The 14385-nt window shown below is 39.3% G+C and carries 13 protein-coding genes; 2 read left to right on the top strand and 11 right to left on the bottom strand.

Annotation, left to right across the window (positions count from 1 at the left end; translation table 11 throughout):
• Positions 1 to 155: 155 nt before the first annotated feature.
• Genes P2E05_RS13425 through tssB form a run of 6 tightly spaced genes read right to left on the bottom strand, consistent with a single transcriptional unit; the run spans position 156 to position 6464 of the window.
• Positions 156 to 647 (bottom strand): Hcp family type VI secretion system effector, encoded by a 492-nt coding sequence (locus P2E05_RS13425; RefSeq protein ID WP_004912469.1) that lies wholly within the window; start codon positions 645 to 647, stop codon positions 156 to 158.
• Positions 648 to 649: 2 nt separating this feature from the next.
• Positions 650 to 2386, bottom strand: a complete 1737-nt coding sequence (locus P2E05_RS13420) for an OmpA family protein (RefSeq protein ID WP_272657471.1) — start codon at positions 2384 to 2386, stop codon at positions 650 to 652.
• 2 nt (positions 2387 to 2388) lie between these two features.
• On the bottom strand, positions 2389 to 3045 hold the full coding sequence (gene tssL / locus P2E05_RS13415) for a type VI secretion system protein TssL, short form (RefSeq protein ID WP_247047288.1): 657 nt from the start codon (positions 3043 to 3045) through the stop codon (positions 2389 to 2391).
• Positions 3042 to 4379: a type VI secretion system baseplate subunit TssK gene (tssK, locus tag P2E05_RS13410; RefSeq protein WP_196712939.1), complete on the bottom strand. Its 1338-nt coding sequence runs from the start codon at positions 4377 to 4379 to the stop codon at positions 3042 to 3044. Before tssK ends, tssL begins: the two co-directional genes overlap by 4 nt.
• A 23-nt stretch (positions 4380 to 4402) precedes the next feature.
• Positions 4403 to 5947, bottom strand: a complete 1545-nt coding sequence (tssC, locus tag P2E05_RS13405) for a type VI secretion system contractile sheath large subunit (protein WP_375097468.1) — start codon at positions 5945 to 5947, stop codon at positions 4403 to 4405.
• A 19-nt stretch (positions 5948 to 5966) separates the two neighbouring features.
• On the bottom strand, positions 5967 to 6464 hold the full coding sequence (gene tssB, locus P2E05_RS13400; protein WP_154623943.1) for a type VI secretion system contractile sheath small subunit: 498 nt from the start codon (positions 6462 to 6464) through the stop codon (positions 5967 to 5969).
• 1052 nt (positions 6465 to 7516) lie between these two features.
• Here tssB and P2E05_RS13395 point away from each other — a divergent pair.
• On the top strand, positions 7517 to 7846 hold the full coding sequence (locus P2E05_RS13395; protein ID WP_272657468.1) for a hypothetical protein: 330 nt from the start codon (positions 7517 to 7519) through the stop codon (positions 7844 to 7846).
• A 525-nt stretch (positions 7847 to 8371) separates the two neighbouring features.
• Here P2E05_RS13395 and P2E05_RS13390 read toward each other — a convergent pair.
• Complete coding sequence (locus P2E05_RS13390) at positions 8372 to 8695, bottom strand: hypothetical protein (RefSeq protein WP_244316438.1); 324 nt, start codon at positions 8693 to 8695, stop codon at positions 8372 to 8374.
• Positions 8696 to 9062: 367 nt separating this feature from the next.
• Positions 9063 to 9950 carry a PhzF family phenazine biosynthesis protein gene (locus P2E05_RS13385; RefSeq protein WP_269723240.1) on the bottom strand — a complete coding sequence of 296 codons (888 nt, stop codon included), beginning with the start codon at positions 9948 to 9950 and terminating at the stop codon, positions 9063 to 9065.
• 988 nt (positions 9951 to 10938) lie between these two features.
• On the opposite strand from P2E05_RS13385, the gene P2E05_RS13380 reads away from it, so the two are divergent.
• Positions 10939 to 11169 (top strand): hypothetical protein, encoded by a 231-nt coding sequence (locus tag P2E05_RS13380; RefSeq protein WP_244316437.1) that lies wholly within the window; start codon positions 10939 to 10941, stop codon positions 11167 to 11169.
• 157 nt (positions 11170 to 11326) lie between these two features.
• Here P2E05_RS13380 and P2E05_RS13375 read toward each other — a convergent pair whose 3' ends face one another.
• The 3 genes from P2E05_RS13375 to P2E05_RS13365 all read right to left on the bottom strand — a co-directional run bounded on the left by P2E05_RS13375 (position 11327) and on the right by P2E05_RS13365 (position 14263).
• Positions 11327 to 12076 (bottom strand): ankyrin repeat domain-containing protein, encoded by a 750-nt coding sequence (locus P2E05_RS13375; protein ID WP_154635716.1) that lies wholly within the window; start codon positions 12074 to 12076, stop codon positions 11327 to 11329.
• A 186-nt stretch (positions 12077 to 12262) separates the two neighbouring features.
• Positions 12263 to 12484 (bottom strand): hypothetical protein, encoded by a 222-nt coding sequence (locus tag P2E05_RS13370; RefSeq protein WP_154623984.1) that lies wholly within the window; start codon positions 12482 to 12484, stop codon positions 12263 to 12265.
• A 1002-nt stretch (positions 12485 to 13486) separates the two neighbouring features.
• Entirely contained in the window at positions 13487 to 14263 is a 777-nt protein-coding gene (locus P2E05_RS13365) for a 3-hydroxybutyrate dehydrogenase (RefSeq protein ID WP_196712943.1), read from the bottom strand.
• Positions 14264 to 14385: the final 122 nt, after the last annotated feature.

Below are 14385 nucleotides of genomic sequence, written 5' to 3'. Positions count from 1 at the left end.
TTGGGGGGAAAAGTTTTTTTAGGGGCAGCAAGGCATGCTACCGCCCCTAACCGTTAACCGAGGTTCATTAGGTATCAAGATAAATTGTGTGTTGTGTGTATCATTGGGGTGCAAATAAGCACAAAAAAGCAGGCGGCAAGCGCCTGCATAGATCATTAAGCGGTTGCACGCTCATTCCATGAGTCGGAATGAATGATGTTGCCGTCTTTATAAGTCCAAGTGATTTTTTCGTAGCGCAGCTCAATCTCTTCTAAGTGATTGTGCTTCTCTTTGTTTGGGTCTTTGATATCGTGCATTTTAGGCGCGACTTTCACGACTTTGACGTTTTCTAGTTTAGTGTTGAAATACTCAACTTCTTGCCCTGCATCATCAATGCGGTACCATTTGAATTCAGCCTCTTTCAAGGTTTGACCAGTGGTGACCGCTTTGTACAGATACGGGCTGGATGCATCAATTTCTTTCACAAAAATGAATGGTGTATGGATACGGGTTCCAGTTAACTTACCAGTATTATTATCGGTTGGTATGTATAGGTTATGGTCTTGTGCAACCACTTCAATGCTACCTTCACGATCTTGTACATTAACAGAGCCCTTGATATCCGCGCCACCGTCATCTTTTAGCCATAAATAAACAGGAATAGCCATTGTTATTTCTCCTTTTGGGTCGAATGTGTGTCATCGTCCATCGATGACACGATTTGAGTATTTGTTCCTTGACAAGCATCAGCTTGGGGGATCAAACGAATTTCAACGCGCCGATTCTTTGCTCGACCTTCAGCAGTCTGATTATCGGCAACGGGGTTATTTTGACCGTCTCCTCGAACGGCAAAACATGCTGGGCTGATATCACTGGTAGAAATCATCCAATCCCTGACGGATTCCGCACGTTTTAAAGACAGTGTTTGGTTAAGTTCAGCGTTTCCAGTGTTGTCGGTATAGCCGGAGACGACAATTAACCAACCGGGCTTCGCTTTAATATTGAGTAATGCATCTACCAAGACTTTAGTGGCGCCTGCTTTGAGTGTGTATTGGCCCACATCGAATAACGCTAAGCTGTCAAGCGTAACCACTTCTGGAGCATTTTGAATAATGGTAGGTGGTGATGGTTGTGGTGGTGCCCAACTACTTAATAGTGAGTGCAAGTAAGGCAACATACGATCACCTTGGTATAAGGCGAGAGAATAAAACGTTGGGATTCCCTCACGCGCCCAACTTGCTAATTGAGCCGCATCATCTTGCAGTTGCTGGTAAGCAGTCATTTTAGGGGGCAATGGGGTATCGGATAACTGTAAAAAACGCGTTATGTCTTCCCCTGTATGACGAATTAATTGCTGATTGTGGTAGTAACTACCAATTAAAGCGCCTATTAAGAAAATGCCAAAAATAAGTCCAGTCATACCGACAGTTTTCTCTGTACGACTTAAACTAATATCATGATGTAAACGGCGTAACATGACATCGGGTAAAGGTAGTACGTCGACTTTTTGAGTAGAGACAACGAGTGGTAGCGAGGTTTTCGCTTGAATGAATTGTTGCCATAAATTATTAGGCTCACTCGTTACATCAATCCATTGGATTGCCCATGCAGAGGGCGTCAGTTTAGGAGCGCCTGTTTGAGCTAAAGTAAACTGAGGAACTAAAATCTGATTTAACCAATGCTGTAAGTTATCAAGCCATAAAGAAAGTTGAAGGCGTTGCTCAGAATGACCAATATGTGTAGGTAACCATGCAGAGTATGCAAGGGAAATAGCCCCTTCTTGTTCTACTTGAAACTCTGTCTGATGACTGAGTAAGGTCATCCACGGTATCTGCCCATCACTAAGAGAGAAGATATCTTCAGATTGTTGTGGAAATGTCAGGTAAATAGTAACCCAAAACGGGAGTTTTATCCCTGTTTTTTGGCGACCTTCACCGATGGCTCTACGCCAATTGAGGGCGTCTTGAGTGAGTGTTTCTTGTTGGGTCAATTGCTGCGGTAATACAGCATAAAGTAATGACATTTGCCCTGATAATGAGGGAGCATATTCCATCAATGCTACTAGTAAGTTAACGAGCTCTGGTGGATTAGGAACACGAAGGTACCAGCCTTGCTCGGTTTCACGATGCAATTGCTCATCAGGAAATAGTGCTTGTGATTGCCCGCATACCAGAATGACGGGACCTTGGTAATTATTGGCAGGAAGTACATCATGATAGTTATGCTGAGTGGAAAGCGTTTGCGCCCGTTGTTTGTATTGCCAAAATAGTACCCCGCTAGTGAGTACGAGGACTAAGATGGAAACAAAAAGGGTGACAGTTTGCCCAAGGGACCAAAATCCCCAGAGTAACCACAGAAAAAGTCCCATCGCAAAAAGCGTTAGGCATTGCTTAATTAGATTTTGCATGCCTACCCTTGTATCATCCATTGTTGCAATAATTGTTCTAAGGATGTACTGAATCCCCACCACATGGCAGCGAGCACAAGAATACCGGCGCCCCAGCCAAACCAGTAAAGTCGGCGACGACTGAAACGTAGCTTTGGCTTCACCACAAGCGGAAGCTCTGACGAAATTAAGTAATCGGGTAGTTGGGTATTGAGCTGAACAACAATACGCTCACGTTCAGGTGCATCTATCCGGCGAAACTTTCCCACAAATCCAAGTGTAAGCACGCGATGAAAACACAGTAATACATCTTGGTTTGGCGTGGTTTCATTTAAGATCTCACGTAGGCGATCCCATAGTTTATCGCCCGCCTCTAGTGTATTGAAATAACGAGCTTGTAATGGGGATTGGAGCCAAGTGTTATAGCCTTCATCTTTTTGCTGACGGTTCATCACACTTTCGTCAATCAGTGCACATTGGGCATATTGCATGTGCTCAATAGCGGCTTCCGAATATCCGAGCTCAAGTAATTTTTGTCGAGTTTCATCGATTAATTGGCAGACTCGACGATAAAAACTATCACCGTGGGCGATAGATATTCCTTGATGAAGTTGACAGACCATCAACCAAGTTGGCGCAAAGATCATATCAATAGTATGGTGTGATGTAGTTTTATTCATGAACGAAGTACCGCAAATAGCTCTAATTGAACATCACCTAATGTACTGGGGACATAAAAAGCACACTGGCTAGAGGACAACATGGCTTGACCCTCTGGTGTTTCAATATCTAACGCGAAATATTGATTTTCTAAGCGAAGAGGAACTGCCGTTGGCACATGGCTAAGAGGTTTTAGCGGTATACCATTTAAAGCAATATTCACTACATCCGCGACATCATCATAGCTACCAGCTTTGCACAGGAGAGGGAACTGGGCGATTAATAAATGCGCAGGTAAGGAGGAGCGAACAGATAAATAAAAATCGGCTTCCTCACGTAATCGACCATCATGGAGTTGCCCTTTCCAGAATGGACCTTCTTTTATCAGTTCAATATTGATGACGCGAGAAGGTAAACTGGCTTCAAGTAAGGTGTTTAATAGTGCAAAAAGTGGTGGGAAAACCTGTTCAGGTTGATCATGCTTATACAGCGGAATATCTTCCAGCTTACTTTCTAATGAGAAAGTTAATAAGCTTCCAGCTAAACGAGCAAGTTCCCGATAGAGTAATTCAGGATGACGATGTAATGCCGTACAAAATTCATTTAATACGGGTTCTGCACTATTTAGAGAATTTAATAGCCAAAATAGTGATACATCAGCCACCACGAAGTCAGCCATTTTTTCATTACTTTCACGGCGTAATGTCATTAAACGACGGCGTTTGGCCACCAAACGATGCATAAACTCAGAGAGCAGCTTTCGTAACTCGAGACTTCCCTGACAGGCAAGTAATGGTGGAATAAAATGGCTGTCGAACTCCCACATGCCTTGCGTATTACGTATGAGTCTAGCAACAGGGCAAGTCATGTAAGCTTTGTTTTCATCGTGGGCAAAACGCAGTGTTGCTTCATGGCGTAATACAGCAATATCCGTTTGTTCATGCCCCAGTAAATCTTGGACTTTAACCCATTCTTGGTTAAATCGACGTGGACGGTCTGTTCCGGTTTCAGGGACTAAGTTACCGCCATTAGCCAACATTAAAGGCAGTGCTAAAACGATATCTAATGACTGGCGATCAGCATAGTCATTGAGGGATAATACTGGAGGTAATGAATCAGCAAGAGCAGTATCAATGAGTGTACCATCTTGGAATCGCACAACCATTTTTTGAGCGCTGACTCGAGAGAGCGTTAAGGCGCTCTCATCAAATTCAACGTTAATCACACCCCATGTTGAGGCTATGCCCATCTTGGCAACGACTTCGGCAACATAGCTATCCCAACGGGATTGTTGCTGGAATTGTTGGGGGGCCAAAAAGGCCCCGTCAGTCCATAGGGGACGATAGATTTTCATCCTGAAATGACCTTTAATAACCGTTAGGATTTTGCTTTAGGCATCTGTGAAACTAAAGATAAATCGACATCCATACCTTCAACTTGGAAGTGTGGAACTGCATACAGTTTCACTCGGAAGAAGCCAGGGTTGTCTTCAATGTCCTCAACCACGACTTTCGCATCGCGCAGAGGGTGGGAGGCCTGTAAGTCATCACCTGGATCAGTCATTTCAGTCACTAAGCCACGTACCCAATTGTTGAGTTCTAGCTCAAGTAGACGTCTATCTTTGGTCGTACCGATATTTTCACGCTGAATAAGTTTCAGATAATGGGCGATACGTGATAGCAAGAAAATGTATGGTAAACGGGAGTTGATGCGACTGTTAGCGGTTGCATCTGCCGTGTCATACAGGGCTGGCTTTTGCGCTGAGTTAGCAGAGAAAAAGCAGGAATAATCACGGTTTTTGTAGTATGACAGCGGAATAAATCCAAGATTTGCAAATTCAAATTCACGTGTTTCAGGGATCATTACTTCGGAAGGAATTTTCACCTGACTGCCAGTTCCTAAGTCAAATAAATGGATTGGCAAATCTTTAACTGCACCACCAGCTTGAGGCCCTCGGATTTGGACACACCAGCCATTATTAATAAAACTTTTCACCATATTCGCTGCAAACGCGAAAGTTGCATTTGTCCACAAATATTTCTCATGATCTGGCCCTTTAACTTCTTCAACATAATTGAAGCTACGAACAGGGACTGTATCGGGGCCATAAGGTAGACGACCCAACACACGAGGCATAGTTAAACCAATGTAACGGGCATCATCGGAATCACGGAATGCTTTCCATTTGATATATTCAGCGCGGTCAAAGTAGTTACCAATGTCTTTAATTGCAGCCACTTCTTCCATTGTATCTTTGCCGAAGAATTTAGGGCCTACTGAACCAATAAATGGCATATGCGCTGATGCGGAAACTTTTGAAATATTACGTAATAGCGCAATGTCTTGGGCACTACGGTCAAATTCATAGTTGGAGATCATTGCGGCAATTGGCTCACCACCTGGTGTGTCGTATTCGGCAATATAGGTGTGATGGTATAGACCACTTTGAATGACTTCTGGACTATCTTCAAAATCTTGACGTAGGTCGTCTTTTGAAATATCGAGCAGTTCAATTTTAACATTTTGGCGAAAATCGGTGCGATCAACGAGAAATTTCAACCCACGCCATGTTGATTCGACTTGTTGAAATTCGGAATGATGCATGACTTCATCTAATTGTTGACTGATTTGTTTATCAAGCTCAGCAATATGGTGGTCGAGTAGATTGCGGTCTAAACGCTCCACTTTTTGACCTGAAGATTTCAAACGGTCAAGAAAGACTTGAACTGCGACGGTAACACGTTCATCTGCGGTTGCATCGGCTAATGCAGCATTATCTTGGAATGCATTAATATCACTGATACTTGCTACAGGGGTTAAATTAATTTTTTCAAACAAAGAGGCATAAACACCGTGATTTGAGGTGTCATCAAGTACCGTGGTTGCGCCTTGTGTTGGTTCATTTTTTACAGACATCAGCATAATCCTTTCGTAATCCAAATTAATCTTTTTTTGGTGCTAATTGAGCAAGCTCTTCACGCAACTCATCACTAAGTGATGGGTCTTTAAGGATATTTTCAAGTTCTCGACGGAACGTGGCGTTATCGAGCAGATTAGATTTCAGATCACGTAATAAGTTACGCATGGCTAACATGGCACGAAGCTGAGGAATCTGGCGAGCGACTTGCTCAGGTTCAAAATCTTTCATATTTTTAAACGTCAATGCGATGCTTTCTTCACTGCCATCCGCTGCAAGGGTGTTTTTGACTGTTAAGTTCACTGACGGGGAGAATTCGGCTAACACGCTATCAAAGTTATTCTTGTTAATATTGATTTTTTCGCGTTCAGATAACGCTCTATCATCCTGCCCGTGGCTGTAATCACCAACGGCTAATAATTTTAGAGGTAATTCGACTTTTTTCTGAGCGCCACCGGTGTGCAGATCCAATTTAATATTAACCCGAGCTTTGGGGACTTCATTTTGAAAGCTATCTGACATGCGAAGTATTCCTTGAATTTGTCACGCATATTGAAATGCATATTGATAAATGGTTGCAATAACATTGCGTTTATTTCACTTATGTTGTTATTCAATTTATATCTTTATTGATGGAATAAATCAACTTTTCTTATCAGTAAATGTGACGGTAAATTTAGTATATGGCCTGTTTTATTTTGCCTTAAATTAAAAAGTAAATAATATCAATTGGTAATATTGTTTTTTGTATGTCTACTTATTAAGATGTATCAAATAGATTTATACGCAATATTTGATATGTGAAAGTATGTGGGTGTCATATATAAGATTTTTTACTCGTTTTGTTAGTAGATTGTCGTTTTTTGATTAAAATAGTCTTGCTATGAAAAAGGAATATATGACTGTCTATCAAAAATGATTGTTCCTGAGGTCTTTGGAAGGCATGCGGTATATTGAATGTCATTAGGGTTGCAGTAAAAAATACAGCGAACCTATACCGAAAAATACGGTGTAGCCACTTTGAAATTAAAAACACTCACGTTAATAACGTAACAAAATAATACTGAAAATAAATTACAGTGGTGTCATTGATTGAATCATATACAACACAATGTTTAACTATCTGTTATTAAATGTGATTTTTAATTTTTAATTGAGGTGTGCAGTACGTGCGTATTCAGTTTGGTATTAAGCTAGATTACTTATTTTTTGGAATTATCTTAATTGTTGAATTTATTATCTAAGGTGTCATGGGGTGGCTGGAATTTTATTTTAATTAGTATGCTTTCTGTGATTGTTTTAAGATGAATAAACCAAATAATGGAAGTTTGAAATCATTTAAGTTAACTATCTCAGGGACAAAAATAAAAAATTTGTCATGAACTAAAATAGCGACAGATAAAGTTATCGCTATAATGACCATTCAGATTAAGAGCGACAAACGTAGCTCATCCTATGATACTCGATATTTGCGCGCTGGAGTTAATGACTTGCCAGAAAGTAAACAAAGTAACCGCTACAAGTCGTGATGATTGGTTTAATGGCTATCAGCTAATAAGAGCAATAACAATTTAATGACAATGGATAAAATGGAACACAAAGTTAATATTGTTAAAGCAATAAATATCATTGATGAAAACTCTAAAGTTCTTTACGGAATCTTTGGGATGATTGATAGCTCAGGTTATTTTCCTCCTTGTGATTTTTTGAATGAATTTTTATTTCATGGAAGCGACCCTTGTGACCAAGATTATAGAATGGGGGAATGGAAGCCTTTTATTCTCACAAAGCAAGAATATGAGGGAGTCAAAAAATGGTGGTATGAATTACATCCCGAAGCTATTGAATCGAGCTTAAACTGCAAATGTTGGTGCGATTGGGTACAGAAAATATTAAGTCAATAATTGACCTTTATTCATTTTTCGCAACGTTTTTAAGCCTTGGATTGTTCGGCAAGTACGTTAGTGAGTTTGACCTTTTGCGGCAATAATGAGTTTCTTTATCGGTTCATGATCGGGCTCAGTACGATGAACGAAATATAGATTGACTGTTTTTCATGTCAGTAAGGAGTCTCCACTCCTTAATCAAACGGGCTATGGTATAGCCATAAGTGACGGTTGACTCTTATTAAGTAAGACATAGTAATTTAGAGTTTTCTCGTTGTTTTCGATGTCTCTCCGTTGGGGGGGAATTAAACTTTTATGAGTTTAGTTCAGTTCAATTCAGGTTGTAGCTTTGGCAGAAAATCTGATTATAGTTGTCTCACTTTAGGGGAGGTGGAGAAGTGTAAACACCTCAATAGCTGTTGAGTTTATTCATTAATCCCTAAGATACAATCTGGTAATACTCGCTAAGTAACTTTTAAAGAGTCTTTGCTTATGTTTATTGATGAAAGTCTATAATGCCAAACTTTGAGGCGTTAAGGTTAGCTAAGTCAACATTTCTTTTTTCCAAGTGAAAATATTAGAAGGCTCGATATATATACCCTTTTGAGGGTCAAAAAGTACGCCATCAGTTAATTTTATGAGGCAGTATATGGATATCACCGTTATGGTTAGTTCTAAGGGATTGTTACCGATTGAAAAACACATACAGAAATCAGCACTAGGTATATTAACCTCTTGTTTTTCTTCATGGTCTATAAACCATGAACAGTATTCAAAGCCCGTTATTTCTTGATTAAATTGAAAAGGCAGAAAGCCAGAGAAAGTGACTAAGTTAATGTCAGTATCCATAATCAGCGAGCTATTCATTTTTGTTATTTCCGCTTGCCATTTAGAAGGCGATGGTAGCGATTTAGTCGCGAGGTAAACGTGAAAATTTGTCGACATAAAGACCAACTTAAGCAAATATATTTTATGTCACATCAGTATACTCAATATTTTCCACTCATGAGTGTTTTTAGTCTTCGCCATCACAAATTTTCGGGTGAGTCTTCTTTCAGGTACGGTTGTTGCAATATCAACAAGGCGTGACATGCATAATCTATCAACACAATAATATTACGGGGCCGGATGTAGCAAAGATGCGAGTAAAGCATTGATATTGCTTTTGGCGATAATCGTAGCTTTTTACACTGACATTATCTGAGTTAAACCCACGTAATATTCATTTGTCTTTTTAAATTCTAACTATTTTTGTACCAACCATCGCAGCTTGCCCACCAACTCTGACACGATTTATCGTTTGTCCTTGTTTATTAATTATCACCTGAAGGAGGGAAGAATATGCCATAGCACGCCCTTGCTCTAACAGAAAATGCGTGTCATTAGGCAAGACATGCTTGACTAAATAGCATCCTAAAGCGCCGCTGGAGCTCCCCGTTGCAGATTCTTCATTTATGCCATAAAGAGGTGCAAAGTTACGGCAGTGGGCGGTGATAGATGCATCGCTGCTCAGTTCAAATACATGGAAACCTATCGTATTAAATTGGCGACTTAGGTTGGTGATTTGCGCATAGTTTGGACGTAGGTCATCTAATTGACCGGGCTGTACGGGAATAATAATGTCTGGTAATCCTGTTGAGATCACCTCTATGGGGAGACCCGTTGCCTCGATAGTTTCTTGTGGTATGCCAAGAGCGCTTGCAACATCTGCAACATCAGGTCCTTTGCGTATGATAGGTAAAGCTTGCTCCATGATGATCCCATCAGAACTGACATCGACACTCAGAATTCCAGCTTTTGTTTTCTGTGTATAATGCCCAGAAGTCAGCTGATGAAGTGAAAAAAGGGTAAAAAATGCGGCTAGTGTAGCGTGCCCACAAAAGTCTACTTCTGCTTCTGGAGTGAAAAAATCCACCTTGAAATCGGTTTTTTCGCCACGATAGACAAACGCTGTCTCGGAAAAGCCAACTTTCCGTGCGATGGCTATTTTTTGTGCATCGCTTAGCTCAGGGGGATAGAGCACGACCCCAGCGGGATTACCGCCAGAATTATTTCGTGTAAATGAATTTATGAGGTGTACCTGAACGTCGAGTCCAACCGAATCTAGTATCTCGTTTTGCATCTATTCTCCAATATTTTTTGACTCAGTTTGCTTGATTTTTCTGAGTATAAAGCTTTCTTATCGTTGATAGAGATAAATAATTAGTATGAACGTTTACCATTTCAGCCGAAACATGGTTGCTTAATCGAATCGCGATGAAGTCGGTCAATAAATGGTCTAAAAAGGTCAAGCTTGAATAATTTTTTACAGCCAGATGGTCGGGATTTCATATTGTTGACTATTTCTCTATACAGGACTAGCGGAACTTATGACTAATTACCATCATCAATTGGTTTTGTATAACAAAAATGATTTTTTCTCTCTTTTTAGGTAGAAAGTGGGTAGAACATCAATGCCCAGTTTGTTTAAAATCGGCTCATTAGTGATATCAGACAGGGTAAAGGAAAAAGACGAATTATAGAGTCCTCATTCTATTACAGTGGAGACTATGGCGCTTTATTGACCATTAGCTAACGCCTATTTGCTCATCGGGTTGATGCACGCGAGGCTTACCTCTGCTCTGTAGTGACTCGCGATATACTTGATGTGACTCTTTGAGCGCTAACAGACATTGAGGACATTATTTTGGGTGTTATAGGAATAGAAAATCTTATGGTTATATCCTTACGATTATAGGTGAAGGGTTGGTGATAATAGCAAGCTGGTAATAACGGTAAAGCGGCGATATAACAGTATCATGTCATCAATGGGATAATGATGAATGCTTGAGTCTTGTTGTTGATAAATTGAGCCATGTGACATGTTTATGTCATGTACAATAGGAATATCATATCTGTAGGTTGAAGCTTATTTAAATTAGAGAAATTAAACCATGCAAGAGCGGTTAATTAGCCTTAGTGACAGATCATTGTCTAGAATTCAGTTAGATAATTTTCATTATGACTTACACGCTATTTCTTTAATTTTGAGTAGTGCAGAGGAAATATTCAAATTAACATTTGAATGGGTTTATTCATTTAGGGTAACGGATGAAGGAAACCTCTTAAAAATGCTTGACTATTTTGACGGTCAGATGACGACAGGGTTATATAAAGTCGCAAATTCATCCTATTTACAGTGGTTCCATGAGCAAAGTGCGAATATCCATGATGCGTGTGTTGAACATTATTTAGTTGTGACAAATGATGATGTGATAGACATTATCACATCGGCGAAACCTTTGTTTGAATCTTTATCAGAACCTAAAAAAACACTCGATTGTGATACTCTTTCGCGATAATGATGCGTGATTAAAAGTTATAGAAATAATTAATTAACTAATTGAAATATCATCAAAAAACTAATTTTTTTGATGGCAGTATTATATGAAAGCAAAAACGATGTTTGCAAGGGGGTTTTGATAAAAATACCGTCTATGGTAGACGGTATTTTCAGCGTTATTCGTCGCAAGATGGTTTACCCGTACGGTGATTTAATGCGCCATTAGCAATTAATAACTTTTGCATATCTGGCAGATTATTCTTACATGCATAGGTTAGTGCGCTTTGATCGTAGGAAGGGTAGGTTTTATCATCGGTTGTCGTGGAGCGATTAATATCAGCACCTTGCGATAAAAGATATTTTACGATATCAAGGCGGTTATTGCTGGCGGCGACCATAACAAGTGTTTCACCGTCGCTTTCAAGCGTTTGGTCATTTAAATCAACATCTTTTTTCATTAAATTATGGATTTTTTTAACGACATTAACATTATTCCCAAGCACTGCGGATTTTAATACGTTATACACATCTCCTTTATCAGTTGCCCATAGATTCGCATTCTGAGAGATAAGGTAATCAACCATTTCTTCATCACCGATAAATGCAGCCCAGCCAAGCGCTGTTTGGTCTAAACTACCAGTATCTTTTGCTTCGATATTTTGCCCATTAGCGACCATTTTTTTGACTTTGACTAAGTCACCTTGTTTTACTGCATCAAACCATTCAGCGTTTTCGCCTGTGCTGGGTGTTTTATAGAAAATTCTATGAGGTAAGCGATTTTCATTAGCTAATTCAATCATTTCAGAATAATTATATTTAAATGATTGATATTCTGGCGGATTATTTTTATTGATAACCTGAGCTTGAGCGTATGCTGCCACCATTGATAAAGATAATAGAACAACTTTTAATCCGAATACTCGCATTATTAACTCCAATATTATTTTTTGACGATCAGGTTATTATTTTAACTAAAAATAAATTATTTGCATTTAAATGATGCTAAAGTGAAATTGATTGTTTAATTGGAAATGTGATTTATGTAATTATTTGATTTTATTTGATAAAGTGATTTTTAATCAATAAAAAATTGCTTAGAGGGCACTTGCTCTCTATAAAAACGTTTCGTTAGTTTTTTCTGGTGTCTTGTCCTTGAAGGAGCAGTTCTGTTTAAACTCAGGATTGGATATTGCTATGGTTGCAATAACAATACCTTTGGAGCTGGTTTTATGGCGGTCAGCGGGGGAGATAAACTTGATGTGATAGTTTGGCAAAGGGTCAACAATTTCAACGGGTGCCATGGCATCTAAGGCTTCAAACTGATCAAATAACACGATGTTAGCATGTGAGTTTTCATGGTGAGTTTCTTAATATCAGAGCAGTGTAGCTATAACGAGAAATATCGGAAGAGCCAAACAATGTGTTCGTGATATTGGATGTGAGTCTTATAAAAATATTCTAAAACTTCTGATAATGATAACTGTCTATGCCTGTTGAGAAAATAATGAGCGCTCGCTTACACCATATCAAGCAAGCATCAAAAGGTCGTAATAGATATGATATTGTTGAGAGTGCTAGTGTTATGACGGTGTAGCAAAATAAAAATCGTCATGATGGCCAGTATTGACTCGGAAATAGTGTGCTCTTGTTATCACAAGGGCGTTGTTGAGCAATAGAGAGTTAGGTAACAAGCTATGATTGCCTTTCAATTTCTTCTATTCTTTTTATCACAGAGGTTGTATCGCTGTTGGCATATTCCATTGTACTCAGGTAGATAATATTTTTTGTGTCAAAATCCTTTTTGTAAAATTGGTATTTTAATCCTGGAATACAAATAAGCAGGGAGGCATTTTGTTGTATCAACATTTCAATATCTGACTCTGTATTATCTTTATAAACAATCCAATTTAAATTCTTTTTTTGGATAGTGGATTGTAATAGAGAGACATAGTGCTCAACGGTATTTCCTGACAATATACGGGCGATGAAATTAGAACCATCTAGCCATGTAAAGGCTGCTCTACCAAGTGTTGGACTAAGTTGATAAATAAGGTAGACTTTTTTTCTTCTATTGTCACGACGACTATCCTTATGAGGATGGAGATAGTTTTAAGGATTAAAACTATCGCATGCTTTGGTGTGATCAATGTTTTTATTTTAAAGAGTGATATTCACTAAAAATAAACGGATTCATTGATGATTTATTTTAAGTTTCAAATAATTTATCAGCGGAATATGTGTTATCAAAAATAATAAATAAGGCAGTGGTATGGATGGTTAGTATTATTTAATAGTAGAATAATTAACCACAACGACTGCCTAACTTCAATGGGTGTTTATTGGGCTACCCATCCACCATCCATATTCCAAGCAACGCCTCTGACTTGTGTGGCGCTATCAGAACATAAAAAGAGGGCTAATTCGCCTAATTGTTGAGGTGTAACAAATTGGCCTGACGGCTGTTTTTCTTCGAGTAAGTCTTTGAGTGCTGCTTCGGGCTTTGCTCCATCAGCGATACGCTTATCGATCTGTTGCTGTACCAGTGGGGTTAATACCCATCCCGGACAAATGGCATTGCAGGTAACATTAGTGCGAGCGGTTTCAAGAGCGACGCTCTTGGTTAAGCCTATGACACCATGTTTAGCCGCCACATAAGCGGATTTATTTTTTGACGCGACTAGACCATGTACAGAAGCAATATTGATAATCCTTCCCCAATTATGTTTAAGCATATTTGGTAGGGCTAGCCGCGTGGTATGAAATACAGACGAAAGATTGATGGCGATGATAGCGTTCCATTTATCGACAGGAAAGGATTCTGTTGGGGAGACATGTTGGATCCCTGCATTGTTAATCAGAATGTCCACACCGCCAAATTCCTTATCTGCATAGTGCATCATATCGATGATTTGTTTTTCATCGCTTAGATCGGCATTGTGGTAACCCGGTATATTGCCATTTTGTTTTTGTGCCACCGCGGCTTTTGCCATCTCGATATCGCCAAATCCATTGAGAATAATTTTGGCGCCAGTTTGGGCGAATACTTGTGCAATTCCTAATCCTATACCGCTAGTGGAACCTGTAATAAGTACTGTTTTTCCATGTAAATTCATGATTATTCTCCTCAAATAAAGCGAACTGTATAAAACAAATCAATAAGGTGTTTTTGAGCTACCGTATTGTTAACGATCAATTTACTGTGCACTAACTCATGCATAATGCGGCTCATTTTGAA

The organism is Providencia stuartii (genome assembly GCF_029277985.1).
GTDB classification, from domain to species: domain Bacteria; phylum Pseudomonadota; class Gammaproteobacteria; order Enterobacterales; family Enterobacteriaceae; genus Providencia; species Providencia zhejiangensis.
Note: the sequence above shows the minus strand (reverse complement) of the source record. Positions and strands in the feature narration are given on the sequence as shown.

What these genes read in the sequence shown, in the direction of transcription:
- P2E05_RS13425 (WP_004912469.1), bottom strand. Translation starts at nt 647, where the DNA reads ATGGCTATTCCTGTTTATTTATGGCTAAAAGATGACGGTGGCGCGGAT.
- P2E05_RS13365 (WP_196712943.1), bottom strand. Translation starts at nt 14,263, where the DNA reads ATGAATTTACATGGAAAAACAGTACTTATTACAGGTTCCACTAGCGGT.
- P2E05_RS13390 (WP_244316438.1), bottom strand. Translation starts at nt 8,695, where the DNA reads ATGAATAGCTCGCTGATTATGGATACTGACATTAACTTAGTCACTTTC.
- P2E05_RS13380 (WP_244316437.1), top strand. Translation starts at nt 10,939, where the DNA reads ATGCTTGACTATTTTGACGGTCAGATGACGACAGGGTTATATAAAGTC.
- P2E05_RS13395 (WP_272657468.1), top strand. Translation starts at nt 7,517, where the DNA reads ATGACAATGGATAAAATGGAACACAAAGTTAATATTGTTAAAGCAATA.
- tssL (WP_247047288.1), bottom strand. Translation starts at nt 3,045, where the DNA reads ATGAATAAAACTACATCACACCATACTATTGATATGATCTTTGCGCCA.
- tssK (WP_196712939.1), bottom strand. Translation starts at nt 4,379, where the DNA reads ATGAAAATCTATCGTCCCCTATGGACTGACGGGGCCTTTTTGGCCCCC.
- tssC (WP_375097468.1), bottom strand. Translation starts at nt 5,947, where the DNA reads ATGCTGATGTCTGTAAAAAATGAACCAACACAAGGCGCAACCACGGTA.
- P2E05_RS13385 (WP_269723240.1), bottom strand. Translation starts at nt 9,950, where the DNA reads ATGCAAAACGAGATACTAGATTCGGTTGGACTCGACGTTCAGGTACAC.
- P2E05_RS13420 (WP_272657471.1), bottom strand. Translation starts at nt 2,386, where the DNA reads ATGCAAAATCTAATTAAGCAATGCCTAACGCTTTTTGCGATGGGACTT.
- tssB (WP_154623943.1), bottom strand. Translation starts at nt 6,464, where the DNA reads ATGTCAGATAGCTTTCAAAATGAAGTCCCCAAAGCTCGGGTTAATATT.
- P2E05_RS13375 (WP_154635716.1), bottom strand. Translation starts at nt 12,076, where the DNA reads ATGCGAGTATTCGGATTAAAAGTTGTTCTATTATCTTTATCAATGGTG.